Source organism: Geodermatophilus poikilotrophus (genome assembly GCF_900111455.1).
Classification (GTDB): domain Bacteria; phylum Actinomycetota; class Actinomycetes; order Mycobacteriales; family Geodermatophilaceae; genus Geodermatophilus; species Geodermatophilus poikilotrophus.
This window is the reverse complement of record NZ_FOIE01000001.1, coordinates 640,181-659,773: the sequence shown is the minus strand read 5'-3', so window position 1 is coordinate 659,773 and position 19,593 is coordinate 640,181. Positions and strand designations below refer to the sequence as shown.

18 protein-coding genes are annotated in these 19,593 nt (G+C 76.3%); 7 read left to right on the top strand and 11 right to left on the bottom strand.

The genetic code is table 11. The features are described from left to right. Window positions 1-14 precede the first annotated feature (14 nt). Window positions 15-3,413, bottom strand: coding sequence for a lysine--tRNA ligase (gene lysS, locus BMW27_RS02975; RefSeq protein ID WP_091438811.1), 3,399 nt, complete (start codon window positions 3,411-3,413; stop codon window positions 15-17). A gap of 179 nt (window positions 3,414-3,592) precedes the next feature. Between lysS and BMW27_RS02970 the strand changes: the two genes are divergently transcribed. After that, window positions 3,593-4,084 carry a copper chaperone PCu(A)C gene (locus BMW27_RS02970; RefSeq protein ID WP_091438808.1) on the top strand — a complete coding sequence of 164 codons (492 nt, stop codon included), beginning with the start codon at window positions 3,593-3,595 and terminating at the stop codon, window positions 4,082-4,084. On the opposite strand, the gene BMW27_RS02965 is transcribed toward BMW27_RS02970, so the two are convergent. Next, window positions 4,081-4,653, bottom strand: coding sequence for a putative immunity protein (locus BMW27_RS02965; protein ID WP_091438805.1), 573 nt, complete (start codon window positions 4,651-4,653; stop codon window positions 4,081-4,083). The genes BMW27_RS02970 and BMW27_RS02965 overlap by 4 nt on opposite strands. Window positions 4,654-4,851: 198 nt before the next feature. On the opposite strand from BMW27_RS02965, the gene BMW27_RS02960 reads away from it, so the two are divergent. Further along, window positions 4,852-5,475 (top strand): antibiotic biosynthesis monooxygenase, encoded by a 624-nt coding sequence (locus BMW27_RS02960; RefSeq protein ID WP_091438803.1) that lies wholly within the window; start codon window positions 4,852-4,854, stop codon window positions 5,473-5,475. A gap of 146 nt (window positions 5,476-5,621) precedes the next feature. On the opposite strand, the gene BMW27_RS02955 is transcribed toward BMW27_RS02960, so the two are convergent. The 4 genes from BMW27_RS02955 to BMW27_RS02940 all read right to left on the bottom strand — a co-directional run bounded on the left by BMW27_RS02955 (window position 5,622) and on the right by BMW27_RS02940 (window position 9,344). Next, entirely contained in the window at window positions 5,622-6,635 is a 1,014-nt protein-coding gene (locus BMW27_RS02955; RefSeq protein ID WP_091438800.1) for an LLM class flavin-dependent oxidoreductase, read from the bottom strand. Between the two features lie 337 nt (window positions 6,636-6,972). After that, complete coding sequence (locus BMW27_RS02950) at window positions 6,973-7,464, bottom strand: hypothetical protein (protein WP_091438797.1); 492 nt, start codon at window positions 7,462-7,464, stop codon at window positions 6,973-6,975. A 4-nt stretch (window positions 7,465-7,468) separates the two neighbouring features. Beyond that, window positions 7,469-8,353: a polysaccharide deacetylase family protein gene (locus BMW27_RS02945; RefSeq protein ID WP_091438794.1), complete on the bottom strand. Its 885-nt coding sequence runs from the start codon at window positions 8,351-8,353 to the stop codon at window positions 7,469-7,471. A 28-nt stretch (window positions 8,354-8,381) separates the two neighbouring features. Next, the gene (locus BMW27_RS02940) at window positions 8,382-9,344 is read right to left on the bottom strand and encodes an asparaginase (protein WP_091438792.1); all 963 of its coding nucleotides are present in this window, start codon (window positions 9,342-9,344) and stop codon (window positions 8,382-8,384) included. Window positions 9,345-9,749: 405 nt separating this feature from the next. On the opposite strand from BMW27_RS02940, the gene BMW27_RS02935 reads away from it, so the two are divergent. Continuing rightward, the gene (locus BMW27_RS02935) at window positions 9,750-11,147 is read left to right on the top strand and encodes a ferredoxin reductase family protein (protein ID WP_091438788.1); all 1,398 of its coding nucleotides are present in this window, start codon (window positions 9,750-9,752) and stop codon (window positions 11,145-11,147) included. 198 nt (window positions 11,148-11,345) lie between these two features. Further along, entirely contained in the window at window positions 11,346-12,911 is a 1,566-nt protein-coding gene (locus tag BMW27_RS02930) for an acyl--CoA ligase family protein (RefSeq protein ID WP_091438785.1), read from the top strand. 9 nt (window positions 12,912-12,920) lie between these two features. Here BMW27_RS02930 and BMW27_RS02925 read toward each other — a convergent pair whose 3' ends face one another. The 3 genes from BMW27_RS02925 to BMW27_RS24460 are packed head-to-tail and all read right to left on the bottom strand — an operon-like array spanning window position 12,921 to window position 14,078. After that, window positions 12,921-13,514, bottom strand: coding sequence for a nitrile hydratase subunit alpha (locus tag BMW27_RS02925; protein WP_091438783.1), 594 nt, complete (start codon window positions 13,512-13,514; stop codon window positions 12,921-12,923). After that, window positions 13,511-13,801, bottom strand: a complete 291-nt coding sequence (locus BMW27_RS24465; RefSeq protein WP_091438780.1) for an SH3-like domain-containing protein — start codon at window positions 13,799-13,801, stop codon at window positions 13,511-13,513. Before BMW27_RS24465 ends, BMW27_RS02925 begins: the two co-directional genes overlap by 4 nt. After that, entirely contained in the window at window positions 13,794-14,078 is a 285-nt protein-coding gene (locus BMW27_RS24460; protein ID WP_091438777.1) for an SH3-like domain-containing protein, read from the bottom strand. Before BMW27_RS24460 ends, BMW27_RS24465 begins: the two co-directional genes overlap by 8 nt. 112 nt (window positions 14,079-14,190) lie before the next feature. Between BMW27_RS24460 and ggt the strand changes: the two genes are divergently transcribed. Further along, window positions 14,191-16,002, top strand: a complete 1,812-nt coding sequence (gene ggt / locus BMW27_RS02910) for a gamma-glutamyltransferase (RefSeq protein ID WP_091438774.1) — start codon at window positions 14,191-14,193, stop codon at window positions 16,000-16,002. A 10-nt stretch (window positions 16,003-16,012) separates the two neighbouring features. On the opposite strand, the gene BMW27_RS02905 is transcribed toward ggt, so the two are convergent. Together BMW27_RS02905 and BMW27_RS02900 are read right to left on the bottom strand one after the other, a co-directional pair. Continuing rightward, window positions 16,013-17,569: a DUF6297 family protein gene (locus tag BMW27_RS02905; RefSeq protein ID WP_091438772.1), complete on the bottom strand. Its 1,557-nt coding sequence runs from the start codon at window positions 17,567-17,569 to the stop codon at window positions 16,013-16,015. Window positions 17,570-17,573: 4 nt separating this feature from the next. Next, on the bottom strand, window positions 17,574-18,272 hold the full coding sequence (locus tag BMW27_RS02900) for an ABC transporter ATP-binding protein (protein ID WP_091438769.1): 699 nt from the start codon (window positions 18,270-18,272) through the stop codon (window positions 17,574-17,576). Window positions 18,273-18,346: 74 nt separating this feature from the next. Between BMW27_RS02900 and BMW27_RS02895 the strand changes: the two genes are divergently transcribed. After that, window positions 18,347-18,742: a DUF6221 family protein gene (locus BMW27_RS02895; protein WP_091438766.1), complete on the top strand. Its 396-nt coding sequence runs from the start codon at window positions 18,347-18,349 to the stop codon at window positions 18,740-18,742. A 165-nt stretch (window positions 18,743-18,907) separates the two neighbouring features. Next, window positions 18,908-19,468 carry a dihydrofolate reductase family protein gene (locus BMW27_RS02890; protein WP_091438762.1) on the top strand — a complete coding sequence of 187 codons (561 nt, stop codon included), beginning with the start codon at window positions 18,908-18,910 and terminating at the stop codon, window positions 19,466-19,468. The last annotated feature ends 125 nt before the right edge of the window (window positions 19,469-19,593 follow it).

Sequence of the window (19,593 nt, the reverse complement as noted above, 5' to 3'; positions counted from 1 at the left end):
GGGGTCCACCCGGCTCACGCCGCGGACCGCTGCTGCGGCGCCGAGGGCGAGGGCACGCCGCCGACGGCCCTGGGGACGAGCAGCTCGCCGAGGCCGGGCAGCGCCAGGAAGCCCTCGGCGCCGGCGTAGCGCAGCCCCACCCGCGGCAGGTCGGCAGGGTGCCGGTAGGCCAGGACGCGGGGCAGCCACTCGGGGTCGAAGCGGGCGTTGAAGTCGTGCAGCGACTGGATCTGGAAGAACGGGTTCAGCACGCCGACCGCCCACCGGGCCGCGCGCTGGGCGGGGGTGAACGGCACGTCGTCGGAGAACAGCCGGCCCCACATCGCGAAGTTCATCGACAACCGGGCGACGCCGCGGGCGCCCAGCGCGGTCGCGGTGGAGGCGATGAGGAACTCGGTCATGCCGTTCGGCGCGTCCGGGTCGTGCCGCATCAGGTCCAGCGTGTAGCCGAACGACGGCCCGTAGGCGGGCACCAGCCGCAGGAAGCCGCCGGCTCGGCCCTCGGCGTCCTCCGCGACGCACAGCAGGAACCCGGGGTCGGCGCCGGGGCCGCGCACGTCCTGGGACAGCGACATCGTGAAGCCGCGCTCGGGGTGCTTGCCGCGCCAGCGGGCGCTGATCGCGTTGAGCTGGTCGACCAGCGCCGGCGGGGCGTCGGTCTCGGCGACGAGCCGGAAGCGGTGGCTCCGCCCCACCCGCCGGACGGCGCCGCGCAGCCCCTTGCGCCCCGGGCCGTCGAGGGAGAACCGGCGGCAGTCGATCACCGCCTCGTCGCCGAGGTAGAACGCGCGGAACCCGCGCGAGGAGTACAGCGGCATGCTCGCCTCGCGCGCGGCCAGCAGGGCCGGCGTCCAGCCCCGCTCGTCGCACATCGCGAGGAACTCGTCGAGCACGCGCGGAACGGACTCCCGGGACCCGATCGGGTCACCGGAGACCAGCGCGTAGCCCCCGAGGTAGGTGTAGGCGAGGAAGGCCTCCCCGTCCCGGGAGAAGAAGAACGTCTTGTCGTCGCGCAGGGCGAAGTACGCGAGGGTGTCCCAGCCGTAGGTGTGCACCAGCCGGGACGCGTGCGCCCAGTCGTCCTCGGTGTGCGGACGGCGGGCGGCGGCCAGCGGCCGGAACAGCAGCACCGCGAGCACGACCAGCCCGGCGACCCCCAGCGCGAGCAGCGCCGCGGGGTAGAACGCCGCGAAGAACCGTGAGCCGTAGGTGTAGGGACCGTCGAGGCCGACCAGCCCGGCGAGCACCGTCTGCAGCGCTCCGCCGAGGGTGAGCGGCGGGTCGATCCGCGACCGCTCGGCCCACAGCGCGGCCAGGCCGAACAGCAGCACCCCGGCCAGGTACAGCGGGACGAACCGGAGCACGCGCAGCAGGGACGGCGGGTCGGCCGGCGCGCGGAACGCCGTCCGGTACCGCACCAGCCCGGCGAGCAGCACCAGGCACAGCGCCACGGCGACCGGGTGCGGGCCCTTGACCACGTGCGCGACCGCACCGACGGCGAACAGCCCCACGGCCAGCCGCCAGGCCAGCGCCTTGCGCCGGGCCAGCTGGTCGGACAGCAGCAGGAGCAGCAGCCCGACCACCACCGACGCGACCGCCCCGCTCACCGGCACCCACAGCGGGCCGAACGCCGCACCCCGGCCGACGAGCCGCTCGTGCACCACGGGCAGCGCGGTGAGCAGCTGCAGGACGCCGGAGAGCGCGGTCAGCCCGGCGAGCGCCTGCACGGCCAGCGGGTGGGTGCCCGCCGTCGGCGGGGGTGCCGGGATCGGGCCGGCCGAGGGTGCCATCGACGGCAGCGCGACGACCGAGCCGGCCGCCGTCCCCGCGCCGTCGGGTCCGGCCGTGCCACCGGCGGGCACCGGGGTGGGCGCCACCAGCGGGCGCACCGCCCCGTCGGGGCCGGTGCCCGGGACCTCGGGCCGCAGGGTCGGGAAGAGGATGACCTCGCGGATGGAGTCGACGCCGGCCAGCAGCATGACCAGCCGGTCGATGCCGATGCCCAGCCCGCCGGTACAGGGCATGCCGCACTCGAGCGCGCGCACGTAGTCGGTGTCGACGTCGCCGGCCTCCGGGTCGCCGTGCGACTTGGCGCGGGCCTCGGCCTCGAAGGCGGCGAGCTGCTCGACCGGGTCGTTCTGCTCGGAGTAGGCGTTGCACAGCTCGAAGCCGGCGACGATCAGCTCGAAGCGCTCGACGTAGGCGGGGTCGTCGCGGTGCACCCGCGCCAGCGGCGAGACCTCGCGCGGGTAGTCGACGCAGAACACCGGCCCGACGACGGAGTGCTGCACCTTCTCGTCGTAGACCTCCTTCATCAGCCGCCCGGCGCCCCAGGAGGCCTCGTAGGGGATGCCGAGCCGGTCGAGCACGGCGCGGGCGTCGGCGATCGGCATCGCCGGGTGCATCTGCGCGCCGGTGGCGTCGGCGATCATGTCGGCGAACCGCTTCCGCGGCCACGGCGTCGCGGACAGGTCGATCGCGTGACCCGCGTGGTGGACGGTGAGGTCGTCCCCGAGGGCCGCCCGCGCCGCGGCGGTGACGAGCCCCTCGGTCAGCTCCATCATGTCGGTGATGTCGCCGAAGGCCTGGTAGGCCTCCAGCAGCGTGAACTCGGGGTTGTGCCTGGTGTCCACGCCCTCGTTGCGGAACACCCGGCCGATCTCGAAGACCCGCTCCAGGCCGCCGACGATCAGCCGCTTGAGGTGCAGCTCGAGGGCGATCCGCAGGTAGAGGTCCAGGTCGAGGGCGTTGGAGTGGGTGACGAACGGTCGCGCGCTGGCCCCGCCCTGGATGGTCTGCAGCACCGGGCCCTCGACCTCGGTGAAGTCGAGGTCCTCCAGGTGCCGGCGGATCGCGCGGATGGCGGCGTGCCGGATGCGGAAGACCTGCCGGGTGCGCTCGTTGACCTCCAGGTCCACGTACCGCTGCCGGTAGCGGGTCTCGACGTCGGTCAGGCCGGCGTGCTCCGGCGGCGGCGCGTGCAGTGCCTTGCCGAGGACGGCGAAGTCCTCGACGCACACCGACAGCTCGCCGCGCTTCGTGGTCATCACGGTGCCCTCGGCGCCGATCCAGTCGCCGCGGTCGACGTCGTCGAACTCGGCGTGCCGCTCGGGGCCGAGGACGGAGCTGTCGACGTAGAGCTGGACCGCGCCGGTGCGGTCGCGCAGCGTGGCGAAGGTCAGCCAGCCCTGCCGGCGGATCAGCTCCACCCGGCCGGCGACCCGCACGCGGTCCGTCGTCCGCACGTCGGGGGCCAGGTCGGTGTGGGCCGCACGGATGCCGGCGGCGGTGGCGTCCGGTGGCCAACGGTAGGGGTAGGCGGCGGTGCCCCGGTCGCGCAGGGCCTGCAGCTTGGCCAGCCGGTGCGCGCGCTGTCCGGCGCTCCGCCCGGCGACGTCGGTCTCGCTGACCATCGGGCCATGATGGGGAGGCCCCCGGCCCGTGCGGCCGCCTCGGCAGCTCCGGCCGCCGGCGGCCGCGGTCCCGCCGGTGGGTCGCTGCGCTCGGGGCGGGCGGCCATCGCTGCGCGTGCGTCCGGCCAGGGCCCCACGCCCCTGGTGCCGGGCCGGTCGCGTCGGGATCGTGCGCTCTCGTGCGACGGACTCTTCCTCCTGCGTGGGCGCTCACCTCCCTGTTGGTCCTGGGTGGCTGCGCCGCCGGGCAGGAGGCCGAGACGGCACAGGAGACCCCGGACGTCGCAGGGGTCGACGGCACGGTCGGTGAGGTCTCGCTGGACGACGTCTTCCTCGACGCCGAGGACACCGTCGAGGCGGGGGCCTCCGTCCCGCTGCGCGGCGTGCTGACGAACGACGCCGAGCAGGCCGACCGGCTCGTCGGCGTCAGCACCCCGGCGGCGGAGTCCGTCCAGCTGCTCGACGAGTCCGGCGCACCGAGCGCCGACGGCATCGAGCTGCCGGCCGGCGGCCAGGTGGAGGCGGTCAGCGAGGCCGTGCGGATGCAACTGGAGCAGGTGACCGCACCGATCGCCCCCACCGACACCGTCCGGGTCACCTTCACCTTCGCGACGGCCGGTGAGGTGGTCCTCGACGTGCCGGTCACCCCCGGCCCCGGCCCCGTCGACTAGGGGCGCTGAGCAGGGACGTCGGGCACGGGGCCGGGAGAGCTGCGGAGGGCCTCGTCCAGGTCGCGGAGCAGCTCCCCGACCCGCCCTCCACCCGGCGGCGCCGCGGGGTAGCGGCTGAGCACGTCGACCACGACCGGTGTCGCGCGCCGGCGAGCTCGCTCGACGTGAGCAGCACCGACACCCCGATCACCGCCCACGGCGAGCTCGGCCGCCCTCGCCGCGTGGGCCGCCGCCCCCAGCACGTGCTCCACCTGGTGGGCGTCGGCCAGCGGGTGCAGGTACGCAGCGGACGCCGCGGCCATCGCGGCTCGCGCGGCATGGCCCGCGGCCGTGGTCCCCGCGTCGCGGGCAGCTCGGAGCGCCGCCCACGCGGTGTCGCGCAGGGCCTTCCCGCGCTCGCCGCCCCGGGCGAACGCCTGTGCGGCGGCGAGCGCATCCCGAGGCCGGGAGTCGCCCGGGTGTGCGCGCTCGAAGACCTCCAGGACCTCCTGCGCGCTCTCCGCGGCACAACGGGCGACCTCGCGGAGTTCCTCCGTGCTCAGGACGATCCCCCCGGTTCCGCTCGCCACTGGCAACACCCTCCTCCACCCGACCGGTCGACGGGGATCCGCGGGATGCGTGCCCGCCGGCGTGCGCACGGTCCGCACGCGCCGCGCCCGGCCCCGCCCGGCCCGACGGGGCGCCTCGAACGCCGCCGACCCCGGTGCGAGCGAGGACATTCCCTCGCGTGGCGGTGCCACCCGGCACCGTCGGGGAGGAGACCGGTCATGTACGCCAGGACGACCACAGTCCGCGGCGACCCGCGCGCGGTCGACGACGGGATCGCCTTCATCCGGAACGACGTCTGGCCGATGGTCGAGCGGATGGACGGCTGCATCGGGATGTCGATGCTCGCCGACCGCGAGGCGGGGCGGTGCATCGTCACCACCGCCTGGGCCGACGAGGACGCCATGCGGGCCAGCGCCGACGCGGTCCGGGAGTCGCGGCGGCAGGCGGCCGAGGTGATGCGCGCCGAGGCCGTCGACATCGCCGAGTGGGAGATCGCCGTCCTGCACCGGTCCCGGCCGGCGGGGGACGCGGCGTGCGTCCGGGGCACCTGGGTCGACATCCCGGCCGGGCAGGTCGACGGCATGATCGACGCCTTCCGGATGAGCCTGCTGCCGAGGCTCGAGGACCTGCCCGGCTTCTGCAGCGTCAGCCTGCTGGTCGACCGGCCCGGCCAGCGCGGCGTGGCGGCCGTGACCTACGAGGACCGGGCCGCCCTGGAACGGACCCGGGAGCAGGGTGCCGCGATCCGCGAGGAGTTCAGCCGGGCGACGGGCTCGACGATCACCGAGGTCGCCGAGTTCGACCTCGCGATGGCCCACCTGCACGTCCCCGAGATGGCGTGAGGAACCCCGGCCGGCGTGCCGTGTGCACGCCGGCCGGTCCCGGGGCGGCCGGCGCCCAGCCGTCCGCCCGGAGCTCAGCAGTGTGCCTCGGTGGCCCATCCGGGCGGCGGAGTGCGCCACGGCCGCACACCGTCCGGCCGCTGAGGTCAGGCCCGGGGGTGCCAGCCCAGCGCGGGGCCGAGCCGGGTGGCCGTGTCGGTCAGGATCTGCTCGTAGTCGGCGGGCGCGAAGTCGAACGGCAGCGCGAAGACGACCTCGGTGACCTCGCGGAAGCCGGCGTGCGCGTAGAGGGCCTCGGCGATCTCCTCGGAGCTGCCCAGCAGGTCCCGGGCGAAGAGCATCCGCGCCGGGCCCTGCGGCGCCGTCGTCCGCGGGGTGCGGGCCGCGACGTAGGCGGCGTACCGCGCCCGCTGCTCGGGGGTCGCGGTGTCGGTGGGGATCACCACCAGGCCCTGCGAGACCCGGCCGGTGGGGTTCGCGGCCCGGAACGCCCGCACGTGCGAGGCCTGGACCTCGGCGAAGTCCTCGGCCTCCTCGGCCCTGACCACGCTGGAGGTCAGGAAGTGCATGCCGTGCTCGCCGGCCCACGCCGCCGAGCGCAGGCTGGCCCCGCCGTACCACATCCGGCCGGCCAGCCCGGGGGACTGCGGCTGCACCCGGTCGGACCACTCCTCGACGACGCCCTCCCGGCCGACGAAGGTCGACGCCCGCTCGCCCCGGACGAACCGCAGCAGCCGTTCCACCCGCGTGTAGCTGAAGTCCTCGCGGTCGGCGGTGTCCGGGTACAGGGCGTCCTTGACGTCGTCCCAGTGCATGGGCGGCCCGACGCTGACGCCCGGGTTGAGCCGCCCACCGGAGAGGACGTCGACGGTGGCGAGGTCCTCGGCCAGCCGCAGCGGGTTCTCCCACGCCAGCGGCGTGACGGCCGTGCCGAGCCCGATCCGGCGGGTGCGCTGGGTGAGTGCGGCGAGGACGGCGACCGGCGAGGAGATGCCCGGCTGCAGGTGCCGGTGGCGCAGCCACGCGCTGTCGAACCCCAGCCGCTCGCCGAGCTCGACCATCGCGAGGGTCGCCTCGTGCCCGGGGGCGGGGTCGGCCGGGTCGAAGGTGCCGATGGTCAGGAAGCCGAGCTGGTCCAGCGGGATCCCGGGGGTGGGCACGGGGCGGCTCCTCGGTGCGGCGGTCGTCGGGCCATCCTCGGTCAGGAGGCGGTGACGTGCTCCTGCGCCCCGCCCCGGCCGGGTGGCGTGGGTGGACCCAGGGGTGCCTCACATCCGTCGCGGGGGTGGAGCCGGCGTCGTCCGGGGGCCGCCCTGCAGGTCATGCGCGCCGCCACCACTGCCGGTGGCTCCGCCACGCCATCCCCGGGCGGCCGGCGGGACCACCGATCGCGCCACCCTGCGGGATGCCCCCGCACCCGATCCACCGCAGGGCGGACAGCAAGGCGCCGGCCGTCGATCCCGCGATCCGCGTCCACGAGCACCCGGCACACCGCTGTCAGCCGTGAGCGGCGAACTCCAGGAGGTCGGTGAGCGCGGTCTCCGGCTCCGGCCCGAGGACGCCGACCTCCGCCGTCCCGGACGAGCGGACGGCGTGCGACGCGCCGCCGTCCCCGAAGTCGACGCGGCCGGTGGGCAGCTCGGCCGCGGCGATCGTGCCGGCCCCAGCGGCGGCCGAGACCCACACGGCCGCCGCCTGCAGGTCCCAGCCGGCCGGCACCGGGGCCCGCGCCCAGCGCTGAGCCGTCGGACTTCCTGGCGGCGGTCCTCCCGCCTCCGTCCAGAGCTCGTCCAGCGACGCCACCGGGCGGGCGGCCCCCGTGGCCGTCGTCAGCAGGTAGCCGCCGCGCCAGGGCGTGATCCGCAGCCGCCGGCCGGTCAGCAGCCGGCCGGCGGCCTCGGCCCGGGCGGCCCGCCGGTCAGGTCCCGCCCCGGCGAGCACGTCCTCCCACGGCGCGGCGACCCGGCCGCTGCCGCAGGCGCCGCACACGGGGTCAGGCGGCGGTGCGCGGCGAGCGGCGCAGGAAGTCCTGCGCGATCTCGTCGAAGGTCACCCACTGGACGCCGTCGTGTCCCTTGATGTGGGCGATGACCCGCTCCAGGGCCATCAGCACCTGCGGCCGCCCGGCGACGTCGGGGTGGATGGTCATCGTGAAGGCGGCGTAGTCCTGCTCGCGGTAGACCCAGTCGAACTGGTCGGTCCACATCTGCTCGATGTCGCGCGGGTTGACGAACCCGTGGCTGTTCGGGCTGGTCTTGACGAACATCATCGGCGGCAGGTCGTCGAGGTACCAGTTCGCCGGGATCTCCACCAGGTCGGTCTCCTCGCCGCGCACCAGGGGCTGCATCCAGGTGTCGGCCGGCTGCGAGTAGTCGATCTTGGTCCAGCGGTCGCCGACCCGGACGTAGTAGGGCTCGAAGTCCCGGTGCATGAGCGAGTGGTCGTAGGTGATGCCCCGCTCGAGCAGCAGCTCGTTGGTGACGGGGGAGAACTCCCACCACGGCGCGACGTAGCCCGTCGGCCGCCGGCCGGCCCGCTTCTCGATGAGCTCGATGCAGCGGTCGAGCACCGCGGACTCCTGCTCCCGGCTCATCGCGATCGGGTTCTCGTGGCTGTAGCCGTGCACGCCGATCTCGTGGCCGGCCGCCACGCAGGCGTCGAACTGCTCCGGGAACGTGTCGATCGAGTGCCCCGGCCAGAAGAACGTCTGGGTCAGCCCCTCGCGGCGGAACAGCTCGAGGATGCGCGGCACGCCCACCTCGCCGGCGAACAGCCCGCGCGAGATGTCGTCGGGGGAGTCCTCCCCGCCGTAGGACCCCAGCCACCCGGCGACGGCGTCGATGTCGACGCCGAAGGACACGAAGATCTCCTTGGCCATGCCCGTTCCCCTCTCGATCCGTCGGTGTTCACAGCCGCCCGGCGAGGACCCGCCGCGGGTCCTGCGGGTCCAGCGCCAGGGCGGCGGCCAGCAGCAGCCGCCCCTGCCAGGGGCTCAGGTCCGCGCCGAACAGCGCCCCGTCGCGCGCCAGGCTCGCCCCGCCCCCGGCGTAGAGCGGCGCGACCGGACCCGAGGGCACCCGCGAGCAGACCAGGACCGGCACGCCGCCCGCCACCAGCTCGGCCGCCGCCGCGGCCACCGGCGGCGGCACGTTGCCCGCGCCGAACGCCTCGAGCACGACCCCGGCCGCGCCGGCCGCGACCGCGGCGCGCAGCAGGGCGTCGTCGGATCCCTGGGCGCAGGCGACGACGTCGACCCGCGGCAGCTCGGCGTCCAGGTCCAGCGGCAGCGCGGGCGGCCGCGGCGGGCGGCCGAGCGGGACGACGGCCCCGCCGTCCACGCGCAGCAGCGGACCACGGCCGGGGGCGCCGAAGGCCGCGCTGCGCAGCGTCTCGACCTTGCGCACCCCACGGGCGGCGAGCACCAGGCCGTCGAAGGCCAGCAGCACACCCAGGTCCCGGGCGGCGGGGTCGGCGGCCACCCGCAGGGCGTCGGCCAGGTTCGCCGGGCCGTCGGGGGCCGGGGCGTCGAACGGCCGCTGCGCGCCGGTGAAGGCCACCGGTCGGGGGTCGTCGTGCACCAGGTCGGCGAGGAACGCCGACTCCTCCATCGTGTCCGTGCCGTGGGTGACGACGACGCCGTCGGCGCCGTCGGCCAGGTGCCGGCGCACGTCGCGGACCAGCGCACGGACGTCGGCACCGGTCAGCGCGAAGCTGGGCACCGTGGTCAGGTCGCTGACGGTGACCTCGAGGTCCGGCAGCGGCCCGGCCGCGGCGAGCAGCTCGGCGGCCGGCGTGGTGGCCGACAGCCCGCCGTCGGTGCGGCGGCTGGCGATCGTGCCCCCGGTCGCCAGCAGGTGGACCCGTGCCACGGCACCCTCCCGTCATCGCACCTGACCCCCGCAGCGGCCCCAGGTGAACACGACGCGCCGGGCCACGCACGTCGGGGAGCACCGCGGTGAGCGGTGTGAGCGGACCCACCCTCGGCGCTGACCTGCGCAGCTGCCGGACCGGTCCGTCCCGGGGCTTGACGGCCCTCCGCGGCACTCACCTAGAGTCCTCGACCGGACACCGCCCGTCATGGGGGGCCGCACGCCGCGAGGGCCACGGGGCTCTCGCGTCGCGCGGTGCGGGGGTGGCCCGCCGGAGCGCTCCGTCGCCCGGACGACCGCCGCCCGGGGCTCGGAGCCCGGGGGCGCCCGACGCCCGCACGCCCTGGAGAACGTCCTCATGCCCGACCCTGCCCTCCGGCGCCGCAACGCCCCGGGAGCCCACCGGTGACGACGGTCCTCGACCGGCCGCGCGTCTCGGACCTCACCGGCGAGGCCCCGCTGCCGGTGACCCGCCGGGCCGCGCCCTCGACCCGCGCGCAGGCGGTGGCCTGGACGGCGCTGCACGCGCTGGTCGCCGCCGCCCCGCTGGCCCTCTGCGCCACCGCCGTCCGGCCCGGGCGCGGCTTCCTCGTCGACCTCTCCGTGGCGCTGGGCTTCCTGGCCCTCTCGGTGATGGGGCTGCAGTTCGCGCTGGCCGCGCGGTTCTCCCGCGCCACGGCGCCGTTCGGCATCGACGCCGTCCTGCGCTACCACAAGCAGATGTCGGCGCTGTCCGTCCTGGCGGCGTTCGGGCACCCGGCGCTACTGTTCCTCGCCGACGACCGGTACCTGGTGCTGCTCGACGTCGTCGACGCGCCGCTGCGGGCCAAGTTCGCCTGGCTGTCGGTGCTGGCGCTCGGGCTGCTCATGGTGACCTCGATCTGGCGGCGGGCGCTGCGGATCCCGTACCAGGTCTGGCACGTGCTGCACTCGCTGCTCGGCGTCACGATCGTGCTGGCCGGCCTCGTGCACGCCTTCCTCGTCGACAACTGGATGAGCGCGCCGTGGGTGCGGCTCGGGTGGACCGTCTACGCCGCGGCCTTCCTGTGGCTGGCGGTGTGGGTCCGGCTGGTCAAGCCACTGCGGCTGTGGCGCCGTCCCTGGCGGGTGGTGGAGCTGTGGCCCGAGCCCGGCGGCGCGGTGACCGTCGGCCTGGAGCCCGCGCACCGGCACGGCGGGCGCCCGTGGTCGTTCACGGCCGGTCAGTTCGCCTGGATCCTCCCCGGCCGGGTGCCCTTCACCCCGACCTACCACCCGTTCTCGATCTCGTCCAGCGCGCTGCGGCCGCGGGTGGAGTTCACGATCAAGCAGGTCGGCGACTTCACCCGTTCCATCCGCCGGCTGCGGGTGGGCGACACCGTCTACGTCGACGGCCCGCACGGCTCGTTCACCCTCGACCGGCACCCCGGGATGGGCTACGTCCTCGTCGCGACCGGCGTCGGCGTCACCCCGTTCCTGAGCATGCTGGCCACGCTCGCCGACCAGGGCGACCGGCGTCCGGTCTGGCTCTTCCTCGGCAACCGCAGCGAGGACCAGATCACCGGCATCCGCCAGCTGGAGCGGCTGAGGGGGCGGCTGGACCTGACGGTGGTGCACGTGATCAGCCGCCCGTCGGGGGAGTGGCCCGGGGAGCGTGGCCGGATCGACGCGGCGCTGCTGGCCCGGCACCTGCCGCCGCACGCCCGGTCGCTGCAGTACTTCGTGTGCTCCCGCGAGGAGACGGTGCAGGCCGTCCGGTCCGCGCTCGCCGAGCTGCGGGTACCCGCCGACCGGGTGCACAGCGAGCAGTTCGGGATGGTCTGAGGTGCGGATCGGTGGACCGGCGTCCGCGGCCTGGGTGGTCAGCGTCGTGCTGCTGACCCTGTGCGTGCTGTGGGCGCTGCTGCGGACCTGAGCGGCGGGAGCGCGCCGGACGGGGACGTGGTCGAGGCGCGGCCGGGGCGGGACTGTGCCGACAATCCCCCACGGGAACCCGTCCGCACCGCGCCCTGAGGAGACCAGGTGGCGACCTTCAGCTCGGCCCAGCTCACCCCGACCGCCTTCCTCGAGCGCTCCGCCCGGGTCTTCCCCGAGCGCACCGCCGTGGTCGACGGCGACCGGCGGTTCACCTACCGGGAGTTCGCCGACCGCTCCCGCCGGCTCGCCGGGGCCCTCGCGTCCCGCGGCGTCTCGCCCGGGGACCGGGTGGCCGCGCTGTGCACGAACAGCTCGGCGATGCTCGAGGTGCACAACGGCGTCCCGTGGGCGGGAGCCGTCCTGGTCCCGCTCAACACCCGGCTGAAGGGCAACGAGCTGGAGTACATCCTGCGGCACTCCGGCGCCGCGGTCCTCGTCGCGGACGCCGTGTTCGCCGCGACGGCCGGCGAGGTCGCCGCGGCGGTCGGCATCCCGGTCGTGGTGGCCGGCGGCGAGGCCGACGAGTACGAGCAGCTCCTGGCGTCGGCCGAGCCCCTGGCGCGGCCCTGCGACGACGAGTGGGGGCTGCTCGCGCTCAACTACACCTCCGGCACGACCGGCCGGCCCAAGGGCGTCATGTACAGCCACCGGGGGGCCTACCTGCAGGCGCTCGCGATGGCGCTGCACACCGGGCTGGGCCCCACCAGCCAGTACCTGTGGACGCTGCCGATGTTCCACTGCGACGGCTGGTGCTTCCCCTGGGCGGTGTCGGCCGGCGGCGCCACCCACGTGTGCCTGCCGCGGGTGGAGCCCGCCCGCATCTGGCAGCTGCTGCGCACCGAGGGCATCACCCACTTCAGCGCGGCGCCGACCGTGCTCACCATGATCGCCAACGCCGAGGAGGCGGAGGCCGGCCCGGTGTCCCCGCGGGTCGCGGTGCAGACCGGCGGCGCGCCGCCCACCCCGACCCTGCTGGCCCGGATGTCCGCGCTCGACATGGACGTCACCCACCTGTACGGGCTGACCGAGACCTACGGGCCGGTGGCGGTCAACCAGTGGCACCCGGAGTGGGACGACCTCCCGGCCGAGCGGCAGGCCGAGCTCAAGGCCCGGCAGGGTGTCGCCAACGTGGTCGCCCAGCCGCTGCGGGTGGTGGGGGAGGACGGCACCGACGTGCCCCGCGACGGGGAGACGATCGGGGAGATCGTCGCCCGCGGGAACGACGTCATGCTCGGCTACTACCAGGACGAGGAGGCGACGGCGGCGGCGACGCTGCCGGGGCCGGACGGCGGTCCGGGCTGGTTCCGCACCGGGGACCTCGCCGTCGTCCACCCGGACGGCTACCTGGAGATCCGCGACCGCAGCAAGGACATCATCATCTCCGGCGGCGAGAACATCTCCTCGGTGGAGGTCGAGCGGGCCCTGGACGCCCACCCCGCGGTGCTGGAGTCCGCCGTGGTCGCCGAGCCCCACGAGAAGTGGGGCGAGGTCCCGGTCGCCCACGTGACGCTGCGGCCCGGGAGCGAGGTCACCGACGAGGAGCTCGCGGCCTTCGTGCGGTCACGGCTGGCGGGGTTCAAGGTGCCCAAGCGGTTCGTCTACGGGGAGCTGCCCAAGACCTCCACCGGCAAGGTCCAGAAGAACGAGCTGCGCGCGCGTTCCTCCGGCTGACCCCGCGCCTCAGACGGCGGCGGTCCCGATCAGGCCCTTGCGGGTGACCACGCCGGCCAGCTCCTCCTCCGGCATCCCCTCGGTCCCCTCGGGCCGGCGTGGGACCACCATGTACCGCGACTCCGCGCTGGCGTCCCACACGGTGATCCGCGTCGTCGCCGGCAGGTCGAGGCCGAACTCCGCCAGCACCCCGCGCGGGTCCCGCACCACCCGGGACCGGTAGGCCTCGCTCTTGTACCAGGCCGGGGACGGGCCGAGCAGCGCGATCGGGTAGCAGGAGCACAGCGTGCAGACCACCACGTTGTGCTCCTCCGAGGTGTTGGCGACGACCTTCAGCCGCTGTTCCTGCAGGCCGCCGGCCATCGACAGCCCGACCTCCCTGATGGCTGCGTTGGCGTCGGTGAGCAGCCGGTCCCGGAAGCCCGGGTCGACCCAGGCGCGGGCGGTGATCCGGGCGCCGTTGGCCGGCGAGCCGCCGGCGAGGAACTCGTCGATGCGGCGGTCGATCTCGCCCTCGTCGACGAGGCCGCGCGCCTCCAGCAGCGCCTCGACGTGCCGGACCCGCTCGGAGATCGCCGAGCTGGCGTGGTGGTCCCCGCTCATGGTGTCCCTCCCGAGGGGTCGGCGGGCTCCAGGTAGTCCTCCCAGAGCTCCACGGTGACGGCGTGGTCGCCGTCGCCGAACAGGTCCGCGGCGGCGAACCGCACGTGGTAGACGGTCCGCGTCGTGCCCGGCAGGCCGCGGGCCCGGTCGTCGGCCAGCGGGTGGTGCCCGGCGACCTCGACCACCCGGCCGACGGCGCCGCGGGCGTACCGCGGGAGCCGGGTGTGCCACGCCGGGTCGGCGGTGCTGGTCCGCACCGCGTCGCCGGGAGCGAAGCGGTCAGCCACCGGCCAGTTCCTCCGGCGTGGCGATGCCCTTCTCGACCAGCAGGGTCGTGATGGCCGTGAACCACTTCTCGTAGTACGAGCTCGACAGGTACGCGTCCGGCGGCATCCGCTCGATGGCGTCGCGGAACTCGTCGAGGTTGTAGACGCCGCGCCGGATCAGCGCGGCGTTGAGGGCCAGGACGTGCGCTTCCCAGTCGGCGTGGAAGGCCGGCTCGTCGGGCTCCTCGGCGATCGCCGGGAAGCCCATCATGCCGCCGACGTCGTTGATGCGGCTCACCCGTCGATCCTGTCCCGTCGCACCGGTCCGGTCCAGCTCGCCGGGCGGGCCGGCCGGGCCAGGAGCAGGCTGAGCTCCTGGACCGCGACCGCCCGACGCCCGAGGAGTCCCCGTGCCGCGTCGACGCACCGCCCTGACCGCCCTGACCGCCGCCGTCCTGGCCGGGTTCGTCCCGGCCGGGGCCGCGGCCGCCGCGCCCGGGGGCGCCGCCGTCCCGCCGCCGGAGAAGGTGCCCCGCGCGGTCGGGACCGGGGGCGCGGTCGCCACGGTCGACCCGGACGCCACCCGGGTCGGCCTGGAGGTCCTGGCCGCGGGCGGCAACGCCGCCGACGCGGCGGTCGCCGCGGCCGCCGCGCTCGGCGTGACCGAGCCCTACTCGGCGGGCGTCGGAGGCGGCGGCTTCTTCGTGTACCACGACGCCGCGACCGGGGAGGTCACCACGATCGACGGCCGGGAGACCGCGCCGCAGGCGATGGGGGCCGACGCCTTCCTCGGGGAGGACGGCGAGCCGCTGCCCTTCGAGGAGGCGGTGACGAGCGGGCTGTCGGTCGGCACGCCGGGGACCCCGCTGACGTGGCAGCGGGCGCTCGACGAGTACGGCACGCTCTCGCTGGCCGAGGCGCTGCGGGGCGCCACCGAGCTCGCCGAGGAGGGCTTCGTCGTCGACGAGACCTTCCGCGAGCAGACCGCCGACAACGAGGAGCGGTTCCGCCGCTTCGCGTCGTCCACCGAGCTGTTCCTCCCCGGCGGGGCGCTGCCCGAGGTGGGCTCGGTCTTCCGCAACCCCGACCTGGCGGGCACCTACGAGCTGCTGGCGGCGAAGGGCGTCGAGGCCCTCTACACCGGGGAGCTGGGCGGGGAGGTCGTCCGCACCGCCCAGGAGCCCCCGGTGGCCGACGGCGCCGCGCCGGTGCGGGCCGGTCTGCTGGAGGAGTCCGACCTCGCCGCGTACGAGGCGCCGCTGCGCGAGCCGACGCGGGTCGAGTACCGGGGCCTGGAGGTCTACGGCATGGCGCCGCCGTCCAGCGGTGGCTCGACCGTCGGTGAGGCGCTGAACGTCCTGGAGGGCACCGACCTGGCCGCGCTGCCGGAGGTCGACGTCCTGCACACCTACCTGGAGGCGAGCGCACTGGCCTTCGCCGACCGCAACGCCTACGTCGGCGACCCGGCCTACACCCAGGTGCCGCTGGCCGAGCTGCTGTCCGACGCCTTCGCCGCCGAGCGGGCCTGCCTGGTCGACCCGGACCGGGCGGCGCCCAAGCCGGTGCCGGCGGGCGTCCCCGACGGCGAGTACGGCCCGTGCCCGGCCCCGGCCGCACCTCCCGGCGACGGCGGCGCGGAGGGGCCGTCGACCACGCACCTCACCGTGGCCGACGCCGAGGGCAACGTCGCCGCCTACACGCTGACCATCGAGCAGACCGGTGGCAGCGGGATCACCGTCCCCGACCGCGGGTTCCTGCTGAACAACGAGCTGACCGACTTCACCTTCGCGCCCACCGACCCGACCCGCCCCGAGCCCAACCTGCCCGCACCGGGCAAGCGGCCGCGCAGCAGCATGGCGCCGACGATCGTGCTGCAGGACGGCGAGCCGCTGCTGGCCCTCGGCTCGCCCGGCGGGGCCACGATCATCACCACCGTGCTGCAGACGCTGGTGGACCGGCTCGACCGCGGCACCGACCTGGCCGACGCGATCGCGGCTCCGCGGGCCAGCCAGCGCAACGCCGCGACGGCCGACGCCGAGCCGGCCTTCACCGACGCGTACGGCGCCGAGCTGACCGCCCGGGGGCACGCCTTCGCGCCGGTCGACGAGATCGGGGCCGCCACCGGCGTGGAGTTCCTGCCCGACGGCCGGCTGCTGGCCGCGGCCGAGACCGTGCGGCGCGGCGGCGGCAGCGCCGGGGTCGTGCACCCCGGCGACGGCTGACCCCCCGGGGTCAGCCCTCCTGCGACCGCCGCCGGCCGAGCTGCACCAGCACCGCCGCGGCCAGCAGCAGCGCCCACGCCGCCTGGACGGCGACCAGCAGCGGGGTCGGACCCCCGCTGACCAGCGCGGCGAGCAGCGGCAGGGTGCCGACGACGCCGACGTCCACCCCCTGCACGAGGGTGGCGCCGACCCCGGCCGGCAGCACGCCCATCGGGGTGGAGACGACCGGCCCGGACCAGTCCGGGTCCGGGCGCAGCGCCCCGCGCAGCGAGGCGGCCGCCCACGCCGGCGCCGCCGCCAGCCCGAACAGCGCCCAGGTGCCCACCGCCCCCGTGCCGACGCCGACCAGCAGCCCGCTGAGGGCGCAGACCAGCACCGTTCCGCCCAGCGGGACGACGGCGCGGCTGCGCACCACGGCGGCGGCCGACAGCGCGAACAGCCGGTCGAGCTCCGGCGCGCCGTGCGCCTCCCGGGCGGCCCGCCCGGCCGCCGTCGCGGCGAGCCCCCAGCCGAGCAGGCAGCCGGCCCAGACCGCCGGCGGCAGCGCGCCCAGTCCCCCGGTGCGGGCGACGACCACCGGGACGGCGGCGGCGACGGCGAGCTGGCCGAGCTGCCACCGGCCGCGCGTCAGGACGGCGAGGTCGGTGGCCACCACCGCCTGCCAGGGGCGTCGCACCCGGCGGAAGCGGCGGCTGCGGCGGGGCGGCCGGTCCCGGCCGGCCAGCGCGCGGCCCAGCTGCCGGGTGTCCATCGACAGCAGCGAGCCGCCGGCGTAGCGGGCCGTCGCCCCGCCCGCGAGCAGCCGGGCGGCGTCCAGCCGGCCCAGCCCCCGGTCGGCCTGCACCAGCAGGGCCCCGGCGGCGACCGCTGCCACGGCGAGCACCCACCCCGGGAGCGTCCCGGCGGCCGGGACGCCGACAGCCCACCCGCCCGCGGCGGCGAGGGTGCCGGCGACCGCGGGGACGACGGCCGCCGCGCCCGCGACCGCACCGGCGAGCCCGGCCACACCTCGGCCGCGGCGCCGGGTCTGCAGCAGCGCCGTCCCGCCGACCGCGGCGATGGCGAGCGCGCCGGCCCAGCCCAGGCCGCCGAGCACCGAGGCCGCCGTCGGCGCGGCGGCGGCGCCGAACACCAGCGGCAGCGCCAGCAGCAGCGCGACGGATCCGCCGGCCGCGGTCAGCCGCACCAGCTCGCCGCGGAGCAGGCCGCGGCGGTCGGCGGGCAGCGGCAGCCACCACGCCGCGGCCGCCGGCGTGGCGCTCACCGGCCCCAGCCGGGCCAGGACGACGACCACGCCGGCCAGCGCCAGCAGCGCCAGCGCGGCGGAGGTGAGGGAGGCGGGCAGCGTCGTCCCGGTGACCGGTGCGCCGGCCAGCGCGATGCTCTCGCGCAGGGACGCGAGGCTGCCGCCGGCGACCGCCACGCCGATGCCGGCCGAGACGAGCCCGCCCCACGCCTCGGAGATCCGCTCGCCCAGCGTCGTCCGCGCCCGGGCCGCCGTCGCCCGGCGGGTCAGCCGGCGCACCGCCGCGCCGTCCAGCGGGGCGACCGTGGTGCTGGTGGTCACCGGCTCAGAGCTCCGCGATCCGGCCGGCGGCCTCGACCGGGTCCAGCAGCCGGCAGGCGTCGTCGTCGACCACGAGGACCTCGTCGGCGACCGTGGCGACCACGTCGGCGTCGTGGCTGGCGAGCAGCACGGCGGTGCCGGCGTCCCGCAGCGATCCCAGCCGGGCCGCCAGCCGGGCCCGCATGCCGGCGTCGAGCCGGCGCTCGGGCTCGTCGAGGACCAGCAGCCGGGCGGGTCGGACGAAGGCGGCGGCCAGCGCCAGCCGACGCCGCTGGCCCGAGGAGAGCGCCGAGGGCAGCGCGTCGGCCCGGTCGCCCAGCCCGAAGGCCTCGACCTCGTCGTCCACCGCCTCCTCGGCCGCGGCCACCCCGTGCCCGCGCGCGGTCAGCAGCAGGTGCTCGCGGCCGGTCAGGGAGATGAAAAAGGCGTCGTCGTCCAGGACGGCGGCGACGTCGCGGCGGAAGGCGGCGGCCCGCTCGTCGACCGGAGCGCCGTCGAAGGCGACGGTGCCGGCGAGCGGCTCCAGCAGGCCGACGAGCGTGCGCAGCAGCGTGGACTTGCCCGAGCCGTTCGGGCCGACGACGGCGAGCGCCCGCCCCGGTCCGAGGCGGAGGTCCACCGGCGCGCACACGGGGGCGCTGCCGTGCCCCACGGAGAGCTCCTCGACGACGAGCAGGTCGAGCGATCCCATTCCGTTCCGCATGGCCCGTCCACCGTAGGACCGCAGCCGGGCCGCAGCCCGTACCGGCGCGCGTGCCGGCGGCGCAGGATGCCGGCATGGACGCCTCGCCCGGCCTCGAACCCGATCTGGAACCCGATCTCGACGGTTTCCTGCTGGCCCGCATCGCCGAGGACCAGCGGCTGGCGGCCGAGGCCGCCCAGGCGACCGGACGGGAGGAGTGGGACGCCGGCGTGACCGCGCCGCACGGCGCCACCGACCACGTCGCGCACCACGACCCGGCGCGGGTGCTCGCCGACTGCGCGGCCAAGCGGCGGCTCGTGCTGGCCTGCCGCGACATCCGGCCCGACCTGCGGCTGCTGGGCGCCCGCCCGGCGGGCCTGGACTTCCCGCTTCCGCCCACCGACCAGCACCAGCTCGCCGCGCTCACCCTGGCGCTGCTCGCGCTGCCCCACGCCGCGCACCCCGACTACCGGCCGGCCTGGCGCCCCTGACCGGGCGTCGAGTCCCCGCAGCCGCCGGCGCGTGTGTGGACGCCTCGACGGGGGCGGGTGCGTCCACGCGCGCGCGACCACCGCGGCAGACCGGACGGGACCCCGGCGATGAGTTCCGGGCGCCGGCGGGGTCGGAACTGCGTTGGAACCGACCCGGGAGGCACGGTGCGCACGCTCGCGATCACCCAGAACACGACCGTCGACGGCGCGGTGGAGATGCTCGGCGACTGGTTCGAGCCGCAGGGCCAGGCGGGGGTGGACGACTCCGACCTGGTCGAGGAGATCCACCGCCAGGACGAGCGCGCCGACGCCCTCCTCCTCGGCCGGCAGACCTTCGAGGACTTCCGCAGCTACTGGCCGGGGCGGACCGACGACCCGACCGGCATCAGCGCCTACCTGGACCGGGTGCAGAAGTACGTCATCTCCTCGACGCTCACCGAGCCCGGCTGGCAGCACACCACCGTGCTGGACGGCGACCCGGTCGACCAGGTGCGCGCGCTGAAGGAGCAGCCCGGCGCGGACATCGTCGTCACCGGCAGCATCACCCTGTGCCACGCGCTGATCGGGGCCGGGCTGGTCGACGAGTACCGGTTGTTCACCTACCCGGTCGTCCAGGGCCGCGGCCGGCGGCTGTTCCCCGACGGCGCCGCGGAGGGCCGGCTGCGGCTGGTCGAGTGCCGGGGCTTCCGCGGCGGCGTCACCTACTCTCGGTACGCCGCCGGCTGAGCAGGGGCGGCGTCCCCGCGCAACGACTCTCCGCCGTCCCGGGGGACCCCGGCTCAGCGGTGCAGCGGCTCTCGGAGGCCGCGCAGGTCCGGTCGGCCTCCGCCGTCCCCCCGTGCACGGGCGGC

Bases quoted from the DNA above. Each gene is read 5' to 3' on its own strand.
- BMW27_RS02945 (WP_091438794.1), bottom strand. From the start codon at position 8,353: ATGGCCAAGGAGATCTTCGTGTCCTTCGGCGTCGACATCGACGCCGTC.
- BMW27_RS02900 (WP_091438769.1), bottom strand. From the start codon at position 18,272: ATGCGGAACGGAATGGGATCGCTCGACCTGCTCGTCGTCGAGGAGCTC.
- BMW27_RS02925 (WP_091438783.1), bottom strand. From the start codon at position 13,514: ATGAGCGGGGACCACCACGCCAGCTCGGCGATCTCCGAGCGGGTCCGG.
- lysS (WP_091438811.1), bottom strand. From the start codon at position 3,413: ATGGTCAGCGAGACCGACGTCGCCGGGCGGAGCGCCGGACAGCGCGCG.
- BMW27_RS02895 (WP_091438766.1), top strand. From the start codon at position 18,347: ATGGACGCCTCGCCCGGCCTCGAACCCGATCTGGAACCCGATCTCGAC.
- BMW27_RS02960 (WP_091438803.1), top strand. From the start codon at position 4,852: ATGTACGCCAGGACGACCACAGTCCGCGGCGACCCGCGCGCGGTCGAC.